Origin of the sequence: Promicromonospora vindobonensis (assembly GCF_042685865.1) — a bacterium.
GTDB classification, from domain to species: domain Bacteria; phylum Actinomycetota; class Actinomycetes; order Actinomycetales; family Cellulomonadaceae; genus Promicromonospora; species Promicromonospora vindobonensis.
In genome coordinates, this window is the sequence record NZ_JBHUOG010000002.1 from 3,305,757 (window position 1) to 3,325,390 (window position 19,634).

Genomic DNA, 19,634 nt, shown 5'->3' on the forward strand with positions numbered 1-19,634 from the left:
GGCTCAGTCCCGCGGCAGGGTGTCCTCGTCCGCGAACCCACCCCGTGGCGAGGTGCTCGTGCCCGCCGTCTCGTGCGCGACGCCCGTCGCGTCCACCACGATGACGGTGATGTTGTCCCGGCCGCCCGCGGCGATCGCTGCCTCGACCAGACGTCCGGCGGCCACCTGGGGATCCGGGTGGCCCAGCATGATCTCGGTGATCCGCGCGTCGTCCAGCTCACCCGTCAGCCCGTCCGAGCAGACCAGGATCCGGTCGTGCGCGCCGATCGGGATGTACCGGAAGTCGGCTCGTGCCTCGTCCCGCCCGCCCAGCGCACGCGTGATCACGTGTCGGCGCGGATGGTCTCGCGCCTCCTCGGCCGTCAGCGTACCGGCGTCGACCATCTCCTGGACCTCGGAGTGGTCGACGCTCACCTGGTCCAGCACCCCGCTGGAGAGCAGGTAGGTACGGGAGTCGCCCACGTTCACGAACAGCCAGTACGGCGCGTCGTCGAGATACGCGACGACTGCGCCGGTGAGCGTCGTGCCTGCGCCCCTGCCGAGACCCGAGGTGTCGATGGCCCGGACCCGTTCCTGCGCCGTCTCGAGCAGCGCCTCCACGTGGTGGGGCTCCACGCGCTCGATGTCCGACAGCGGGCGCAGCGCGTCCAGCGCCGTCGCGCTCGCGACCTCGCCTGCCGCGTGCCCGCCCATGCCGTCGGCGACGAAGAAGGCGCCTCCGCCGGCGAAGTAGCCGTCCTCGTTGAGCTGACGGCGCAGCCCCCGGTCGGAGGCAGCGCCCCAGGCGAGCGTCAGTGCCTCCTCGCTCATGCGGAGGCCTGCGGATGCACGACGACGCGTCGGTCGCCCACGTGGATCGTCGACCCCACCGGCACCCGGACCCTGGCGCCCGGCTCGGCGACGCGCGGCGGCAGACCGGGAGCGGAGACCACCGTGCCGTTCGTCGAACCGCGGTCGGTCAGCCAGAGGCCTGCGGTGTCGACGCCCAGCTCGGCGTGCGTCTTGGACACCGACCGGGTCGGGTCCTCCACCTTGATCAGGATCCAGCCCGACGTGTCAGGGGCCTGCGGGTTGCGGCCCACGAGGGCCTTCGTGTCGACGACGTAGCGCTCGCCGTTCTCCACCTCCAGCACCACCGTCGTCACCGGCGCAGGGGTGAGCGGCCGGCTCATGTGGGTGCGCGTCATGTCGATCGGCGCCGAGTCACGCTGCTCCGGCTCCGGCTGCTGGACGTGCTGCGCCGGCTGGGCCGGCATCGGAGCGCGCTGCGTCGGGTCCGGCTGCGCCGCGGGCTGCCGGACCGGCGCGACGGGCGCGACGGGCGGCGTCTGCTGGACCGACGGCTGCTGCGCAGGGGCCTGCCGTACCGGCGGCTGCGCAGCCTGGCTCGGGTGCGGTGTGCTGTCGGAGCCCGGGTGGGGCCGGCGGACCGTCGCGGGCTCCTCCTGCGGGGGCAGCGCCTCCGTCGGGGCGCCGGGCGCCTGGCCGGGGATACCGGTGATCACACCAGCTCCGCCGCCGTTCGCCGACGAGTCCGGGAACGCCCACGGGTCCTGGGCCGGTGCGGCAGGCTGGGCCTGCTGCGCCGGAGCCTGCTGGGCCGGGGCGCCGTTGGCCGCGCCGGTCCACACCTGTGAGGTACCGGCGGGTGCCTTGGCGGCGGCACCCGCTGCCGGCCTCGCGGCCGTACCCGTGGCCGACCTGGTCGCCGCGCCCGCGGCGGAGCTCGCCGGGGTGCCCGCGACGTCGGACGCCATGAGCACCACCGCGCGGCCGAGCTTGTCGTGCCAGCCCTGCCGCTTGCCCTGGCCGTCGAACGCCGGGGACACGAGCACCAGGATCTGGCCGACCAGGCACACCAGGGCGCCGAGCCCCACGATGAGCCAGCGCAGGAACGCGCGACCGAACCCGATCGGCCCGTGCGCGACGGCGTCGACGGTGCGGATCTTGCAGACGAGGTTGCCGATCGTCTTGCCGGTCTTGCCCTCCCACGCGGAGACGCCGAGCCAGTAGCCCAGCGCGAGCAGGCCGCTGATCAGCTGCGGCACCGTCATCGCAGAGGCGATGGCCTCAGGCGTCATCAGCAGGGCGCCGGTGCCGCCCGCACTGGCGAGCCCGATCATGAGGATGACCCAGGCCACGACCCCGATCACCGCTGCGTCCAGGAGCGCCGCGAGGAACCGGCGTCCGGTTCCCGCGTACGTGACGGGTTCCGGCTGCACCGCCGAGACGCCTACCCGCGTGTGCGAGAGCGACTCCGGCACCGTGGTCCCGACATCACCTTGCTGGGCACGCGGGAACGGGCGTCCGCACACGCTGCAGTACGGGACGCTCCCGTCCTGTGTCGATCCGCATCCAGCACAGACCACGTCCGTCATCGACTCTCCTTCGTCCGACGGGACCCGAGTCCCCCGAGTGCCGCGAAGATCCCGCGGCGGCCACCGATTCGTGCCCAGACGGAGCGGAGCGACAACGCTGCCCGCACCCTCCGTCGCGTGCTCACGGTGGAGCGTAGCCCGCCGACGAGCTCGTCCACCTCAACCCAGAACGCCTCGACGTCGGCGGGCGTCGGTTGCTCCCGCCCGAAGACCGTCGCGTCGGCGCGGTGCGCGAGCATGAGCGTCGACGGGACCTGGTGCGCCCCTGCGATCACTCCGGCACTCTCCCGCCGGGTCGCCCCAGGGGGCACGGTGGTCCCGAGGTCGGTGACGACGTCGACCACCTCGTGCCACCCGCCGCTGACGCGGTCGGCAAGCTGCTCCGCGCTACGGCGCAGCGCCCTGCGTCGCGCCTTGTAGGCGAGGATCGCCACGATCGGACCGGCGATCAGCAGCAGCGGGATACCGACGGCGAGCAGGATCACGCCGAGCAGACCCCAGTCGAAGAGGTCGTTCTCGGCCTCGTCCTTCTCGTCGTCCTCGACGCTGCCTGCCTTGGCCTTGTCCGGCTCCTCCGGCGGCTCCGGGTCCTGGAGCACCGGCGGCTTCGGTACCTCCTGGCTCTTCGGCTCCGGCTGGATCTGCGGCTTCTCCTCGGGGACGGCGTCGACCGGCACCCAGCCGTAGCCCTCGAACGGCACCTCGATCCAGGCGTGCACGTCGCTCCCGAGCACCGTCCAGGGCTCGCCCTCCTCGTACGTGCTGTCCTTGTCCGGGTAGAAGCCCATGACGACCCGGGCCGGGATCCCCGACTGGCGTGCCATGAGGGCGAGCGCGACGGCGAACTGCTCGTCGTCGCCGACCATCTTCTCTTCCTCGACGAGGGTGTCGATGCGCTCGGCCGAGTGGCCAGGGCGGGACGGCACCTCTCCGTCCAGGCCGCTGGACAGCACGCCCGACGCCTGCAGGGCGTCCCGGATCAGGAACAGCTTGGTGGCCGCGTCGGTCTCCTCGCCCGTGAACTGCGTCGACTTGGCGGGCAGGCCAGGCGGCATCGCGCTCGCGTCGGTCTCGGGCAGGTCCGCCTCGAGGATCGTGCCCTTCTTGAGGGTGTCCTCGTCCGGCTCCTCGGTCACCAGCGTGTTCAGCCGGTACGTGTCCCCCGGCTTGATGCCCGCAGTGGTGATGGCGGTGCTGGTGGTCGAGTTGTAGTACGTACCGTCGGTCTGCGCCTCGGCGTTCGTGCCGGTCCACTCCACACCCGTGAGGCTGCCGATCTCCGGGACCCAGACGCCGCTGTAGCCCGTCACGGTGACGTCGATCGGCGTCGGGCTGCCCTCCTGCGAGGTGGCGATCTGCTCGCCGACGCGCGTGTACACGCCGGTGTCGCCGCCGTCGCCGGACGCGTCGAAGACCACGCCGTCGTACCGGTCGAGCGTGGCGAGCCGGATGCGGCCGTCCTCCGGCAGGTCGCTGACCGTGAACAGCTCGTCCTCGCGGGCGTCCTTGGCGTAGTGCCGGAAGGCCACGAGCGGGCTGGTGAACTGGTGGACGTCCAGCGGCGGCACGATCGTCTCGCGCAGGACCGTGCGGGGCTGGTCCGGCATGAGGATCGGCGCGGTGAAACCTGCGGCCAGCGCGGCGACGCCAAGGATGGTCGCGCCGGTGCGGATGCGGTACCAGCGCAGTCGGCGAGTGGCCTCACGGCTCGCCTCCGTGCTGATCGAGTGCGTGCCGACGCGCGCCTCCATGACGCGCACAGCGCCCCAGAGGAGGGCGGCGATGGCGATCACGAGGCCCTGCACCACCGGCAGCGCGGCGTCGAGCGTGCCCAGCAGGATCGCGGCGACCAGGGCGACGACGACCGGCACCACTGCCCACACCGCGTGCTTCGCGCGCCAGGCGATGGTGCCGGCGATCAGCGCGGCGAGCAGCATGAGCAGGAACGGGACCACCGCGAGGTCGGGGAACGACCGCATGGGCGGCACGGTGGTGACGAACTGCTTCCAGCCCTCGACGGAACCGAGCAGCAGCTCGCGCAGCGTGTCCAGGGTCGGCACCACGCCGGCGATGGTCGTGTGCGGCAGCGCGAGGGCGCCACCGAACAGCAGGTAGCCCAGCACGGCGAGCGCGGTGACGGTCACGGCGGGGAACCGGCGCCAGGCGCCCACCCAGGCGACGAGCAGGCCGACGACGGCGCCGCCGACCGTCGGCAGCACGTAGCCCAGCGAGCCCCAGACCGGCCCGAAGCCGACGGCGACGGCGCCGAGCATCACGCTCAGCGCCGCGACGTCGACCAGGGCGAACCAGGTCAGCGCCCGTGGACGCTCGGCCTCCTTGCGGCGCGTGGTGCCACGGCCCGTGCCCGTGCCGTAGCCGGTCCGGGTGCCCCGGGTGCGGGACGACGGCCGGCCAGGGCCTGCTCCACCCGCCCCGACCGGGACGTTCCCACGGGTGTTCTCGTCGCTCATCCGTCGCTCATCTTCTTCAGGGCAAGGGGCAGGTCTGCGAGCCGACCGAGGGTGAGCACGCCCAGCTCGGCGATGGCGTGCCGGCCCAGGGACGCGCCAGGCACGCACTGGATGGCCATGACCTGCACCCCAGCGGGGACGCGGGCCGATGCCGAGCGCAGCTCGGTGGGCGTCACCCTGCTGCCGATGACGAACGCGATCACCGAGAAGTCCGCTGCGGCCATGGCGGCCGAACGAGCCAGGTCGACCAGCTTGGACTTGCGGGACTCGAGCTCGATCCGGGACAGGTCGTCCATGAGGCGCGTGCGGTGGTCGCCGCGCAGCGAGGCCTCGTTGACGAGCACCGTGACGCCGCGGTCCTCCTTGATGGCCTGGAGGCCGAGGGAGCCGCACACGCTCACCGCGAGCTCGAACTCCTCGTCGTTCGCGTAGTCCTCCGCGCGCGTGGACAGCAGCACCGCGAGGTGCGAGCGGCGGGTCTCCTCGAACTGGCGCACCATGAGCTGGCCCGTGCGCGCCGTCGTCTTCCAGTGGATGTGCCGCCGGTCGTCGCCGGGCACGTAGTCACGCAGGGCGTGGAAGTTCACGTCCGAGTTCGTGATGTCGTTGGTGACCCGTCCCTCGAGGTCCTTGAGGAAACCGGTCGAGGAGCCCGTGAGGTTCTTGACGCGCGGGTGCACGAAGACCTCCTGCTCGTTGGTCCAGGTCATCTCGCGGCGGAGCAGGCCCAGCGGGTCGGCGCGCACGGACTTGACCGGACCGACGGAGATCACGCTGCGGCGCCGGGTCGGGATGGTGAAGATCTCCTCGTGCGAGCCGCCGCCGGGCAGCCGCGGCACGGGAAACGCGGCGGTGCCGGTACCGACGGGCAGCTCCATGACCGACGGCAGCAGCGCGCGGCTCGAGGCGTTGCGCACGTCGAGGCGCCCGACGGCACGGTCACCGACCGTCACGCGGGCCTGCGCCAGGTCGAGCACGACGTCGTACTTGAACCGGCCGAGCACGAACACGATGGCGCACACGAGCGTCACGGTGAGCACGATCGCGGCGACGAGCACCTCGAGCCAGCCGAGCATCAGCCCGGCGACCCAGGCACCGACGGCGGTCAGGGTCACCGCGATGCCGAACGTGCTGAACGTCCGGCGGACGGGCGCCAGCACGCGGCCGACCGCCGCCGCCCGCGAACGGACGGCGGCGGTGAGGGTCACCCAGCCGCGCTGGCCGCGCAGCACCTGCGCGCGGCCGGCGGCCACTGCCCCGCCGAGACCGCGCGGCTTCTCCTGCCGTTTCCCGTACGCGGTCCCCGACACTCCGCCGGACGAGATGCCCGTTGCCGTCATGCCGAAGCCCGCTCCTGCGGAGCCGCGACGTCGGCCATGATCCGGGCCAGGATGACGTCGGGGCGGGAGCCCGCGAACTCGGCCTCCGGGTCCAGCACGAAGCGGTGGCCCCAGACGGGCTGGGCCAGCTCCTTGATGTCGTCGGGCAGCACGTAGTTGCGGCCGTGCGCGGCAGCCCAGACCTTGCAGCAGCGCACGAGAGCGAGCGCGCCACGGACCGACACGCCGACCCGCACCTCGGCCGCGTTGCGCGTCTCCTCGCTGAGGCGGCTGATGTACTCCAGCACGGCTGTGTCGGTGTGCACGGTCATGGCCAGGTCGGCCATCTCCGTGACGGCCTTGGTGGTGATGATCGGCTGCAGCGCCAGGCTGCGGTCCTTCACCGAGGCACCCGAGAGGATCTCCACCGTCGACGCGTGGTCGGGGTAGCCGACGGAGGTCTTCATGAGGAAGCGGTCGAGCTGGGCCTCGGGCAGGCGGTAGGTACCGGCCTGCTCGATCGGGTTCTGGGTGGCCAGCACCATGAAGGGACGGCCGGTCTCGTGCGCGATGCCGTCGACGGTGACGCGCCCCTCCTCCATGACCTCCAGCAGCGCCGACTGCGTCTTCGGCGAGGCACGGTTGATCTCGTCCGCCAGGACGATGGAGTTGAAGATCGGGCCGGGGTGGAAGTCGAACTTGCCCGAGTTCTGGTCGTAGATCGTCACACCGGTGACGTCGGACGGCAGCAGGTCCGGCGTGAACTGGATGCGGTTGTGCGTGCCCTGGACCGACGCCGCGATGGAGCGGGCGAGCATGGTCTTGCCTGTGCCGGGGGCGTCCTCCAGCAACAGGTGGCCCTCGGCGAGCATGCAGGTGAGCGCCAGGCGGATCACCGGTGCCTTGCCAAGGACCGCCTGGCCGACGTTACCGACGAGCCGGTCGAAGGTCTGGGCGAACCAGGCCGCCTGCTCGGGGGTCATCGTGGTCATCTCATGTTTCCCTACTGCTCGTTACTGCTCGTCCGTCGGGTGAAGTTGTGTCGATGATGGCGTGACTCTGCGCTGACGGCGCGGTGGCCGGTGCTATCCGTTCCACCAGGTCGAGGACCCGTACTGCACGCCGTCGATCCACACGCGTACCGGCACGCCTGGATGGCCGAAGAAGCAGTTGAGGTTCACCGCGCCGTTGGCCGGGAAGGTGTACCGCTGCTTGCTGCTGCTCTCCCAGGTGCGGTTGTGGCTGACGATGTCGTGCCAGCCCTTGACCTCAGGGGTGTCCCCGGCCCAGCAGGCCACCTGGTGGCTTCCCGGCTCGAAGTCGGTGACGTTCACCCGGAAGTACGCACAGGAGTCGTGGCTGCAGTCGCCGTTGCTGACCCGGCTGCCGTGGGTGACCGTCGCCGTCGGGTTCGGCTTGGCGTCCGACGTGGCGGCGGCACAGGTCCTCGAGGACTGCCCCTCGGAGTCGGTCACCGTGACGCAGGCCTCCCGCCGCTGGCTGTAACCCGCCGAGGCGGTCTTGGAGCCGCTGGTCGCGGTGCTGGTGACCGCACCGCTGACGACCACGGTGGTGGGCCGGCCGTTCGTGGCACGTGCGTCCCACGTGAAGCTGACCTGCTGGTTGCCGCCGGTGGCGCTGATCGAGGGCTTGGGCACCGGACCGTACGGCGTCACCGCGTTCGAAGCAGCGGACGGACCGGAGCAGGTGTACTCGTTGCAGGCCCGCACCATGAACGTGTACGACGTCCCGTTGTTCAGCCCCGTGTAGGTGTAGGGCGAACCGCTGCCCGCGTTCCGCCAGTCCATGCCGCTGGCCTGCACCTCGTACCGTGCGCCGGTGCCTCGGAACTGGCTGATGCCGCTCCAGAGCACCTGGGCCTGCCCGTTGGGGTTGGAACCGAGCCGTGCCGTAGGCCGGCTCGGCGTGTCCGGCACCCCGTACGGAACCACCTGGTTCGACTGAGCGCTCACCGGGGACTTCCCCGCCTTGTTCTCGGCCTGCACCGTGAAGGTGTAGCTCGAGTTGGTGCTCAGGTCCTGGATGGTCTGCGACGTGTCCGCCGTGGTGATGGTGCGCACCTTCGAACCGTCCTGGTGCACGGCAAGGTAGTAGTCCGAGACGGCGTCACCGTTGTTCGCCGGCGCCGTCCAGGTCACCGTGATCTGGCCGCCGACGGCGGTGTCCACCCGCTTGGCGGTCGGCGCGGCCGGCTGCGCGGGCGGTGCAGCGGGGGTCTCCGGCGCGGACGGGTTGCTCCAGTCCGACGGGTCGGGAGCATCGTTCTTGGCCTGCGCCCGCACGGTGTAGGCAGTGCCGTTCTCCAGGTTGCGCCAGACCGTCTGACCGCCCTCGACGCACGTCTTCTGGGTTACACCGTCGGCCGGGGGCGGGCTGATCTCGAGGTTGACGCACTCGATCGCCGACCGGTCGGTGTAGGTCCGGTTCTTCCAGGTGACCGTGAGCTCGCTGTCGCCGAACTTCAGCGAGGGCGCCTCCGGCATGTCGGGCTTCTGGTCCGGCCGGGCCTCGCGGGACGCCGGCGACGGCTCCGACTCGCCCACGTCGTTGGTGGCCGTCACCGTGAAGGTGTACTTCACGTTGTTCTGCAGCCCGTCGAACGTGCACGTGGTCGTCGAGCACGCGTGCTCCTGGCCGGTGTTGGTCTTGAGCGTGTATCCCGTGATGTCCGAGCCGTTGTTGTTGGGCTGGTCCCACGTGAGCACCACCGTCTCGGACCGCACCTCCTCGACCCGCGGGGCGCGGGGCGCCTCTGGCTTGCCGAGCACGGTGAGCTTCGCGATGCCGTCGACCTCACGGTCCGGGTCCTTCGTGGCGTCCTGCACGCGGTAGCGCACCAGCATCGCGCCGGTGAAGTTCTCGTCAGGCGTCACCACGAGCTGGTTCCCGCTGTACACCGCCTCGCCCAGACCGGTGTCGACCGTCGGGGCGCCCGACAGCACGAGGTCCTCCCCCGGGAACGGGTTGGTGTCGTTGTCGAGCACCGACATGGTCGTCGCCTCGCCCTGGTGCGCGTCGCGCACGACGTCCTCGGTCGTCTGCACCAACGGCCGGGTGGACGCGACGACCTCGACGGTCAGCTTGGACGCGACGGGCGGGTTCTTGCCGTCGGAGACCGTCATGGGCAGCTCCCTCGTGGTGCCCTTCGTGACCGACGGCTCGACCTGGCCGGTCACCGTGGCGCCGGAGACCGACGTCGAGATGCCGTCGCCGCTCGTGACCTCGAACGTCAGCGGGTCCTTGTCCGGGTCCTTGACGTACCGGGACAGGTCGACGGACGCCTCCTCACCCGCCGAGACCTCGAGCACCGGGGTGCCCGTGATCTTCGGCGGCAGGTTCTTCGCCGGGGTCACGTCGATCGGCAGCGTCAGCACGGAGGTGAGCCCCTCGGCGTCGTCCGGCCCGCTCCCGTCGGTGACCTCGAAGCTGACGGAGGCCGCACCCGCGTAGTCCTCGACCGAGGTGTACACCAGGGTGTCGTGGTCGGTGACAGAGACCGTGCCCTCGACCGCCTTGACCGTGTCCTCCTCGGTGATCCGCGGCTTGCGGTCCTCCCGGACCACCACGTACTCGGCCAGGTCGATGGTGAGCGGCTCGCCGCTCGTGGCCTTGAGCGGGCCCTGGCCCGGCTTCACGTGCGGCCGGGACTGGTCGCCCGGCACGCGCACGAACGCCTTGGCCTCCAGCCCGTCCATGTCGGTAACGGTGTAGGTGATGACCCGCGCGCTCTCGGTGAGCTGCACCTCGAGCGAGCTCGACTCGGTGACCGTCACGCCGTCGAGGGACTCGTCGACGGCGACCTCGAGGTCGGCGGCCACGCCGTCCGGGTCCACGTCGTTGTCGAGCACCTTGACCGTCACGCTGGAGGAGCCCTCCACGTCGTCGGCCGTCACCACGTCGTCGTGCGCGATGGGGCGCAGCAACGGCGCGTCCTGGTCGACGTTCACCGTGATGGCGCCGCTCGCCCGCGCCTTGAAGGTGTCCTGGATGCCGTAGTAGAAGGAGTAGGCCCCGTCCTCGCCGGGGGCTTCGACGATCACGTCGTCGTCGACGGCCTTCGGGTCCACCTCGTCGTTGCCCTCGAAGCCCTTGGCCACCAGACCGATCTGGTCGCCGTCGGGGTCCGAGTCGTTGTCGAGCGCGGCGATGGCCACCGTGCGGCCCGGGCGGACCCTCGTCTCGTCATCGACCGCGTGCGGCTCCTGGTTGCTCGCGGGCGGCGTGGCGATGCCCACGCGGACGGTGCCTTCGGCCGGGGCGCCACGCGTGTCCATCACCTGGTAGGTGAACGTGTCCAGACCGGTCCCGTCGTCAGCCGCCTGGTAGTCGATGAACCCGTCCACGATGGTGGCGGTGCCCTGGCTCGGCGCCCCCGAGATCGAGCTCAGCGTCACGTAGTCGCCGTCGGGGTCGGTGCCTTCCAGCGGCAGCGGGATGCGGACGATCCCGCCGCTGAGCACGCGAGCCTCGACGTCGGGCAGCTGCGGGGCACCGTTCTGCGGGTCGTCCACCACGTGGATGGTGACCTGCGCGGAGTCCTTCTGCCCGTTGCTGTCCTCGACCTCGTAGACCGCGTGGTACGTCCCGGCCTCCTGGCCGGCGCGGAACCGGACGGTGTCCTCCGAGACGAACGCCTCGCCCGCCCCAGCGGGCGGCGCCTCCTGCAGCTCGTCGGTGAGCGTCATCTCAAGACCGTCCGGATGCGTGTCGTTCTTCAGCACCGGGATGGTCACCACGTCGCCCGCGTGGACGGTGGCCTCGTCGGGCCCGGCCTCCGGGGGACGCAGCTGAGCGGGCGCGGGGATGGGCACCACGCGGATCTGGCCGGTCGCGGTACCCGAACCGTTGGCCACCGTGTAGTCAAGGACCACCGGCTCGTCGAGGCGCTTGATCTCCGAGACCTTCAGGATCTGGTGGTTCAGCACGGACACGCTCACCGGGGCGTCGGACGGCACGTCGACGCCCTGCACGACGAGCACGCCGCCCGCCGGGTCGGTGTCGTTCGCCAGGACGTCCACGAGCGCTGTGCCGCCGGTCGGGAGCAGCACCTGGTCGGACACCGCCACCGGCGATCGCGCCTCGTCGGACGGAGCGATGACGTCCACCCGGACCAGCCCCATCGTCGGGTTGGGCCCGTCGGTGATCTGGTAGGTGACGTCGTGCGAGCCGACCTTGTCGCTCTCGAACTTGAACGTACCCGCCGTCGGGTTCTGCTCGATCGTCGCTGAGTCCACCTCGGCGACGCTCGTCAGGCGGATCTTGTCGCCGTTCGGGTCGTAGTCGTTCTTCAGGGGGTTGATCGTGATCGGCTCACCGGCGAGGACCGTGACGTGGTCCTGCACTGCCACCGGCTGCACGTTGGTCGCCACGACGTCGATCAGGAGCTTGCCCTCGACGGGCAGGTCCATCGCGTCCGACACCGTGATGTCCACGATCTTGCTGCCGGTCGCGGCGCCGCCGTCCCGGAACTCGATGGTGCCGTCCGGGCGGAACCGCACCTCGTCGCGCTTGTCGGCGGTGCTCGCGTTCGACAGGAACAGGTCGTCGCCGTCCGGGTCCTTGAAGTACGGCAGCACCTTGATGGTCCCGAGCCCGTCCTGGCCGACGCGCAGCACCGGCTTGCCCGTCTGGGTGGGCGGGTTGTTCTCCTCGAGCGGCACCACCTTGACGTCGACCGACGCGGTGGCCTTGCCGTTCTCGCGACCGTCGTCGACCTCGTAGTCGAAGCTGGTCGTACCCGTCGCCTCCGCGGGCACGTTCGCCTGCAGCGCCGCGCCGTTGAGCACCCGGTCGACGGCGATGTCGCCCTTGACCTCACCCTTGACGGACGCGGTCATGACGTCGCCGTCCCGGTCGAAGTCGTTGCCGAGCACGTTGAGGACGGTGGTGCGGCCCGGCCGCACGCCGAACGCGTCGTCCTTGGGCTCGGGCGGGCGGTTCGCCTGGTCACGCTTGGCCACGAACTGGTCGACGTGCTCGGGGGTGGTGTCCTCGGACTCGGTCTTCTCGCCCTCCTCGTCCTCCGGCATCTTCAGGTCCCAGTCGTCGACCTTCTCGAACTCGTCGGCGGCCATCCACAGGGAGCCGTCCGCGACGTCGTTCAGCACGATGACGTTCCGGTTCACGCGGTAGACGAGGGTCGCGGCGGCGTCGACGCCCTCGAGCACCTGGTCGACGTCGTTGTCCGGGCCCGCGCAGTCACGCACCACCTGGCCCGAGCCGGACCACGCCCCGTAGGTGCACCCGCTGAGCTGCACGGGTGCCGACGGGTTGCCGGACGCCGTACGCGTGGTCGACTCCCCGCCGTCCAACGGCTGGGTGACCAGGCCCTTGGTCGTGGCGAGCGCCACGTTGGACGAGTCGCCGGAGGGCTGCTGCAGCATGCCCTGCGCGCCGTCCTCGATCTCCACCGTGTCACCGCCGGGAAGCACCAGCGTCCCCGTCGACTGGTCCAGCACCACCGGCTCGTCGCCGACGGCCGAAACCTGCACCTTGGCGTCGGGCTTGACCGGGAGCTCCGACTCCTCCGGCTCCTCGGCGACCCCCTGGGTGCCGGTGGGGATCGTGTAGAGCTTGCCGTCGGACGGGACCGCGACGAACACGGTGCCGTCGTCGCTCACCGTGACCTCGCCGCCCGGGCCGGCCTCGAGGACCGGCTTCATCTCCTTCTCGTCGAAGGCCACTGCGCCGTCGAACGGGATGACCCAGGTCCGGCCGGTCTCTGCGTCGTACACACCGGTCGTGGCGCCGCCCGCCGCGACCTTCGAGCCAGCCGGGAACTTCATGGTGCCGTCCAGCGCCAGCAGCGCCGGGTCGACCGGGCTCGCGGACGAGTCACCCCCGCTGTCCAGCAGCACGCGCTGCGCGTCCTGCTCCACGTCGAAGCTCGTCGAGTTGGCGAGCAGCGTGCCGTCGAGGGCCTTCGCCTCGTAGTTGAACCGCCCGAGCTTGCCTGACGCTGTCTGAGTCACCCAGACGCCGGAGTCGTTGAGCTCGACGTCCGCCGTCGCTTCGCCTTCGTAGAGGAGTGCGAAGCCGACGAGCCCCGCACCGAAGAGGGTCACTGCACCGATCGATGCCGCTGACCGGCGATTCTCGTACACGCGTGAGGCAAAGCTCATGCGTCCTCCTCTTCATCACTCCACCGAAGTCTGTTCACCCGGACCGCACACACAGGCGCAACGGGAGCACCTTACCGGGACGACGGGTGAATCGTCCTGGAGTTTTGGTGGGCAGGACTACCCATGGCGCTCGACCGGAATGTACGAGTCTGTCGGGTCCTCCGGCCCGCCTCAGGGATTCACGTTCGCGCGGTTCCAGTAGATGCGGTTCGAGTTGGCGAGGTTGCTCTCCTGGGTCTCCAGCCAGGTCTCCTCGTTCTGGTACTGGTGCATGCAGTCGGTGCGGCCGGACCAGTTGCCGTTGGCGTCGGTCCGCGTGGCGACACCGGCAACCTCGCCCCACCAGGGGCCCATCGCAGCCCGGGGGAAGTACACCTGACCGTTCGAGTCGTGCTGGGTAGACAGGCACCGGTAGTGGAAGACCTTGTTGGGCTCCCACCCACTGACCGTGAGGTTGAGCCACTTGCACCAGGTGTTCGGGCTCTGGTGGCAGCCCTGGTCGACGCCGCCGCCGAACACCCCGCCGACGCTGATCGAGACCGTCGCGTTCGCCGGGTTCGGCAGCGTCCTGCCGCTCCCGGACGCGGTCGCGCCCCAGCCGGCCGCGTTGTGCGCCTGCACGTCGATCGTGTAGTTCGCGCTGTACGAACCGCCGGCGTCGGCGGTGCCGCCCGAAGCCGGGAGCGACTGCCAGCCGCCGCCGTTGATCCGGTAGCGCATGGCGTCGATGGCGCGCCCACCGTTGCTGCCCGGCTTCATGGTGAACCGGATCGTGTCGGAGTCGACGGTCGACGACGTGACGCTCGGCGCCGCCGGCGTCGTATAGGGCGTCACCGGGTTCGAGCTACCGGTCCAGGCCGAGCACGTGTACTGGTTGCAGGCCCGTACCTGGAACCGGTACTCCGAGCCGTTCGCCAGGCCGGTGACGGTGTGCGGCGAGGTCGCTGCGTGCGCCGCCACCCCGTTGCCCTGGACCTCGTACCGGTGCGCCGGGCCGCGGAAGCCGTCGGAGGAGATCCCGGTCCAGCGCACGATCGCCCGGCCGCTCGTGTCGCTGCCGAGCGCCGCCGTCGGTGTGCCGGGCACCTGCGGCTTGCCGTACGGCACCTGCGCGGCCGACCGGTCGCTGGCCGGTGACCTGCCTGCCTTGTTCTCCGCGGTGACCGCGAACGTGTAGGTGGCTTCCGGCGACAGCCCCGAGACCACCTGCGAGGTGCCTGTGACCGTCTGGGTCTCCTTCTTGGTCCCGTTCTCGAACACGTCGAGGTGGTACTGCTCGACCGGGTCGCCGTTGTTCGCCGGGGCGGTCCACGAGACGGTGATCTGGCCGCCGAGGGCGTTGTCCACCCGCTGCGCGCTCGGCGCCGCGGGCCTGGCGGGCGGCGCGGCAGGGATCTCCGGCGCCGAGGCGTCGCTCCAGTCGGACGGCTGCGGCGCTGCGTTCACCGCCTGCACCGTCACCGTGTACGCGGTGCCGTTGGACAGGCCGTCCCAGACGGTCGAGGACCCGGTCACGCACGACTTCTGCAGCACGCCGTCGGCCGGTGCCGGACTGATCTCGAGGTTGACGCACTCGATGGGCGAGCGGTCGCTGTACGTGCGGTTCTGCCAGGCGACGGTCAGGGCCGAGTCGCCGAACGTCAGGGACGGCGGCTCCGGCTTGTCCGGCCTCTCGTCCGGCCGCGCGTCCTCCGACGGCCCCGACGGCTCCGACTCCCCCACCTCGTTCTTCGCGGTGACCGTGAAGTTGTAGACGACGTCGTTCTTCAGGCCGGTGACGGTGCACGTCGTGGACGGGCACTCGGTGGAGTCGCCCTTGCCGGACCGTGCCGTGTAGCCGGTGATCTCGGACCCGTTGTCCGCCGGCGGGTCCCACGCCAGCACCACCGTCCCCGACCGCACCTCCTCGACCTGCGCGGCGCGGGGCGCCTCCGGCCTGCCCAGCACCGTCAGGCGGATGGTGCCCTCGACCTCGCGGCCGGTGTCGGCCGTCGCGTCCGCCACGCGGTACCGCACCACCAGAGTGCCGACGAAGCTGTCCGACGGCGTCACGAGCACCCCGGACGCCGACGGCTCTGCGGTCCCCTGGCCCGTCTCGACGACAGCGCCTACCACCGTCAGCGGCTCTTCAGGGAACGGGTTCGCGTCGTTGGCCAGCACGTCCACCGGGACGGGCTCGCCCTGGTGCGCGTCGGTCACCTCGTCCGGGTTGGCGCGAGCCAACGGGCGGGTCGAGGCCACCACCGTGACGGCGAGCTCGCCCGCGACGGGCGGATGCCCGCCGTCGGACACCGTGAACGGGATGATCGCCCGCGTGCCCTTCGGGACCGATGCCTGTGCCTGGGCGTGGACCGTCGACCCCTCGGTGCCGAACGTGATCCCTTCCGCCGCTCCGGTGACCTCGACGGTCAGCGGGTCGCCCTCCGGGTCGACCGCCGTCCGCGACAGGTCGAGCGTCGCCTCCTCGCCCGCGGCCACCTCGAGCAGCGCGGTGCCCTTGATCTCCGGCGGCTGGTTGCGGCTGGCCCGGACCTCGATCGGCAGGGTGAGCACTGCCGTGCGCCCCTCGGGGTCGTCGGGGCCGTCGCCGTCGGTCACCTCGAACGTGACCGACGCCGGCCCCACGTAGTCCTCGTCCGACGTGAAGGTCAGCGTCGTGGGACCCATCACCTCGCGGGTGCCTTCGACGGCGGCGACCTTCTCCTCGACGGTGAACCGCGGCTCGTGGCCGTCGGCGACCTCGACGTGGTCGGTGATGTCGATCTCGAGCGTCTCGCCCGCGAACGTCTCCAGCGCCTCGACCGGCTGCTTCAGGTGCGGCAGCGAGCCGTCGCGGGGTACCCGCAGGAACGCCTTCGCGGTCAGGCCGTCCAGGTCGGTCACCGTGTAGGTGAGCACCTGCGGGTCCTCGGTGAGGGCCACCGTCACGTCGCCACCACCGTCGAGGGTGACGCCGGCGGGCAGCTCGCCGCGCTCGTCGACCACCGCGACCTCCAGGTCCGCCGCTACCCCGTCGGGGTCGGCGTCGTTGCGCAGCAGGTCCACGGTCACCGTGTCGGACGTGACGTCGGTGGGCGGGACGACGTCGTCGCGGGCCACCGGGCGCAGGAGCGGGGCGTCCTCGGCCACCTCGACGGTGATGGAGCCGGTGGCCCGCGCCGCGTACGTGTCCTCGATGCCGTAGTAGAAGGTGGAGGTGCCTTCGTCGTCGGGGGTGGTGACCACGACCATGTCGTCGACGACCCGCGGGTCCAGGTCGCCCGCACCCTCGAACGACTTCGGCACCAGGCCCACCTGGTCGCCGTCCGGGTCCGAGTCGTTGGCCAGCGCGTCCACGGCGACCTCCCGGCCGGGGCGCACGAGCGACTCGTCGCCGCCGGCGGTGGGTGGCTGGTTCACGCCCGGCGGCTGCGCCACCCCGACGGCGACCGTGCCCTCAGCGGTGGCGCCGCGCGTGTCCGTCACGGCGTACCGGAACTCGTCTGCGCCCGCGGCGTCCTGCGCCGCCTCGTACTCGAGGAACCCGTCGACCATGCGGGCCGTGCCCTGCGCCGGCGGGGCCGACAGCCCGTCGAGCGTCACGTGGTCGCCGTCCGGGTCGCTGCCGTCCAGGGGCAGCGCGATGCGCGTGACCGCGCCCGCGAGGACCCGTGCCGTGATGTCCGGCGGTTGTGGCGCAGCGTTCTCCAGGGTGTCCGTCACGTTGATGGTGACCTGCGCGGAGTCCTTTTGGCCGTTGCTGTCCCGCACCTCGTAGACCAGGTGCACGGTGCCTGCGGCCGAGCCGGCCTTGAACCGCACGGCGTCCTCCGAGACGAACGCCTCGCCGGACTCCGGCTCCTCGACCAGCTCCGGCGCGAGCGCGAGCTCCAGCCCGTCCGGGTGGGAGTCGTTCTTCAGCACCGGCACGGTGACGATGTCGCCGGTGTGCACCGTCGCGTCGTCCGCCGTCGCCTCCGGCGGGCGCAGCTTGGTCGGTGCAGCGACCGGCACCACCCGCACCTGGCCGACGGCGGTCTGCGTACCGTTCGACGCCGTGTACCGCAGGGTGACGGGCCGGTCGAGCCGCTCCGTCTCGGCCACCCGGAGCACGTGGTGGTCCAGCACCACGGCGGTGACCCCGGAGTCGGTGTCGACCGACGAGGCCACGAGGACCCCGCCCGCTGGATCGGTGTCGTTCGCCAGCACGTCGACGAGTGCGGACCCGCCCGCTGGGAGCAGCACGGTGTCGGCCACGACGACCGGCGGACCCGCCGCGTCCGGTGGCGCGAGCACGTCGACCCGCACCAGCCCCATGGTGGACCCCGGACCGTCGCTGACCTGGTAGGTGATGTCGTAGCTGCCGGGTTCCTTGCTCACGAACCGGAAGCTGCCTGCCGGGTAGTTCTCCGTGATCGTGGCCGGCGCCTGCTCGGAGACGCTGACCAGCCGGAGGAGGTCACCGTTCGGGTCGGTGTCGTTGCGCAACGGTCGTACCGTGACGGGATCACCCGCCAGGACGGACACGTGGTCGGCCACAGCGACGGGCGGCTCCTGCGTCGCGACGACGTCGACCAGCAGCCTGCCCTCGCCCACCTGGTCCAGCCCGTCCGACACCGTGAGGTCCACGACCTTGCGGCCGGTGGCCGTGCCACCGTCGCGGAACTCGACGGTGCCGTCCGGACGGAACCGCACCTCGTCCATCGGGTCGGCGGTGGTGGCGCTCGACAGGATCAGGTCGTCCCCGTCGGGGTCACGCCAGAACGGCAGCACCTTGATGGTCGCGTCTCCGCCCTGCGCGACCCGGAGCACCGGCTCCCCCTTCGGGACCGGTGCCGCGTTCTCGCTGAGCGGCACCACACGCACCCGTACCGTCGCCTCCGCCGTGCCGCCGCGCCCGTCGTCCACCGTGTACGCGAAGGTCGAGCTGCCCGACGCCGTCTCCGGCACGTTCGCCTGGAGCGCCGCGCCGTCGAGCACACGGTCCACCGACACCTCGGTCGCCCGTGCCCCAGCGGGTGCGGCGTCGCCACCCTGCGTGCCCGTGGCCGGCCCGACCGTCGCCGTCAGCACGTCGCCGTCCGGGTCCAGGTCGTTGCCCAGCACGTTGAGCACGGTGGTGCGGCCGGGCCGAACCCCCAGGTCGTCGTCCTCGGCCTCCGGGGGCCGGTTCGGCTTGTCGCGCTGCGCGATGAACTGGTCGACCATCTCGGGCGTGGTGGTCTCCGACTCGGTCTTCTCGCCCTCCGCGTCCTCCGGCATCGTGAGGTCCCAGTCGTCGACCTTCTCGAAGTCGTCGGCGGCCATCCACAGCGTGCCCGACGCGACATCGTTGAGCACGATCACCGTGCGGTTCACCCGGTAGGCGAGCTCGCCCTCCGCACCCTCCAGGCGCTGGTCGACGTCGCGGTCGGTGCCGGGGCAGTCACGAAGCACCTGGCCGGTGCCCGACCAGGCCCCGTACGTACAGCCGCCGAGCTGGACCGGGGCGGCCGGAGTGCCCTGGCCCACGCGTGTGGTGGAGTCCCCGCCGCCGAGGGGCTGCGTGACGAGGCCCTTGGGCGTGGCCACGACCACGGCAGGTGCGTCCGACGACGGCTGCTGCAGGCGCGCCTCGGCGCCCCCGGCCAGGTCCACGACGTCGCCACCGGGCAGCACCAGGGTCGAGGCCGTCCGGTCCAGCACGACCGGCTGGTCGCCCACGGCGGTGACCTCGACCTCGGCACGCTTGCCGACCCGCAGCTCCGACTCGGACACCTCGCCGGCCGCGCCGGTGGCGCCCGTCGTCACGGTGACGAGCCTGCCCTGCGCCGGCACCGCAGCGAACACCGTGCCGTCCGTCGCTACGGCGAGCCGGGAGCCGGCGGCGAGCTCCGCCGTCGGCTCCAGGTCCGCCTCGCTGAACTGGGCCGCGCCGTCGAACGGGAGCACCCACAGTCGGCCGTCCTCGGGGTCCAGGACTGCGGTCGTCGAACCGCCCGACGCGACGACCGCGCCGGCGGGCGTCGTCATGGTGCCCTGCAGGGCCAGGTGGGCCGGGTCGACCGGGCTCGCGGTGGCGGTGCCCGGGTCCGTCATGAGGACGCGGTACTCGGCCTGCTGCACGTCGAACGTCGAGGATCCGGAGAGCAGCGTCCCGTCCAGCGCCTGCGCCTCGCTGTTGAACCGGCCGAGCAGACCGGCCGAGGTCTTCGTGACCCAGACGCCGGAGTCGTCGAGGTCGACCTGCGCCGTGGCCTCGCCGTCGTGCTGCAGCATGAGGAGCACCAGTGCCCCGGCGAAGAGTGCGACGACACCGCCCGAGACGATCGAGCGCGTCGACAGCTTCAGTCCAGACACAGGAGA

At 71.5% G+C, this 19,634-nt stretch carries 7 protein-coding genes; all 7 read right to left on the minus strand.

The features are described from left to right. Window positions 1-3: 3 nt before the first annotated feature. Window positions 4-810: a PP2C family protein-serine/threonine phosphatase gene (locus ACFS27_RS28035; RefSeq protein WP_377190453.1), complete on the minus strand. Its 807-nt coding sequence runs from the start codon at window positions 808-810 to the stop codon at window positions 4-6. Then, window positions 807-2,378 carry an RDD family protein gene (locus ACFS27_RS28040; RefSeq protein ID WP_377190455.1) on the minus strand — a complete coding sequence of 524 codons (1,572 nt, stop codon included), beginning with the start codon at window positions 2,376-2,378 and terminating at the stop codon, window positions 807-809. The genes ACFS27_RS28035 and ACFS27_RS28040 overlap by 4 nt, the downstream gene beginning before the upstream one ends. Continuing rightward, window positions 2,375-4,849, minus strand: a complete 2,475-nt coding sequence (locus tag ACFS27_RS28045; RefSeq protein WP_377190457.1) for a transglutaminase family protein — start codon at window positions 4,847-4,849, stop codon at window positions 2,375-2,377. Before ACFS27_RS28045 ends, ACFS27_RS28040 begins: the two co-directional genes overlap by 4 nt. After that, window positions 4,846-6,189 carry a DUF58 domain-containing protein gene (locus ACFS27_RS28050; RefSeq protein WP_377190459.1) on the minus strand — a complete coding sequence of 448 codons (1,344 nt, stop codon included), beginning with the start codon at window positions 6,187-6,189 and terminating at the stop codon, window positions 4,846-4,848. The genes ACFS27_RS28045 and ACFS27_RS28050 overlap by 4 nt, the downstream gene beginning before the upstream one ends. Beyond that, entirely contained in the window at window positions 6,186-7,160 is a 975-nt protein-coding gene (locus tag ACFS27_RS28055; RefSeq protein WP_377190461.1) for an AAA family ATPase, read from the minus strand. The genes ACFS27_RS28050 and ACFS27_RS28055 overlap by 4 nt, the downstream gene beginning before the upstream one ends. Window positions 7,161-7,253: 93 nt before the next feature. Then, window positions 7,254-13,310, minus strand: coding sequence for an Ig-like domain-containing protein (locus tag ACFS27_RS28060; protein ID WP_377190463.1), 6,057 nt, complete (start codon window positions 13,308-13,310; stop codon window positions 7,254-7,256). Window positions 13,311-13,481: 171 nt separating this feature from the next. Further along, on the minus strand, window positions 13,482-19,628 hold the full coding sequence (locus ACFS27_RS28065) for an Ig-like domain-containing protein (RefSeq protein ID WP_377190465.1): 6,147 nt from the start codon (window positions 19,626-19,628) through the stop codon (window positions 13,482-13,484). Between the last annotated feature and the right edge of the window lie 6 nt (window positions 19,629-19,634).

Bases quoted from the DNA above. Each gene is read 5' to 3' on its own strand.
- ACFS27_RS28035 (WP_377190453.1), bottom strand. From the start codon at position 810: ATGAGCGAGGAGGCACTGACGCTCGCCTGGGGCGCTGCCTCCGACCGG.
- ACFS27_RS28040 (WP_377190455.1), bottom strand. From the start codon at position 2,378: ATGACGGACGTGGTCTGTGCTGGATGCGGATCGACACAGGACGGGAGC.
- ACFS27_RS28060 (WP_377190463.1), bottom strand. From the start codon at position 13,310: ATGAGCTTTGCCTCACGCGTGTACGAGAATCGCCGGTCAGCGGCATCG.
- ACFS27_RS28045 (WP_377190457.1), bottom strand. From the start codon at position 4,849: ATGAGCGACGAGAACACCCGTGGGAACGTCCCGGTCGGGGCGGGTGGA.
- ACFS27_RS28055 (WP_377190461.1), bottom strand. From the start codon at position 7,160: ATGACCACGATGACCCCCGAGCAGGCGGCCTGGTTCGCCCAGACCTTC.
- ACFS27_RS28050 (WP_377190459.1), bottom strand. From the start codon at position 6,189: ATGACGGCAACGGGCATCTCGTCCGGCGGAGTGTCGGGGACCGCGTAC.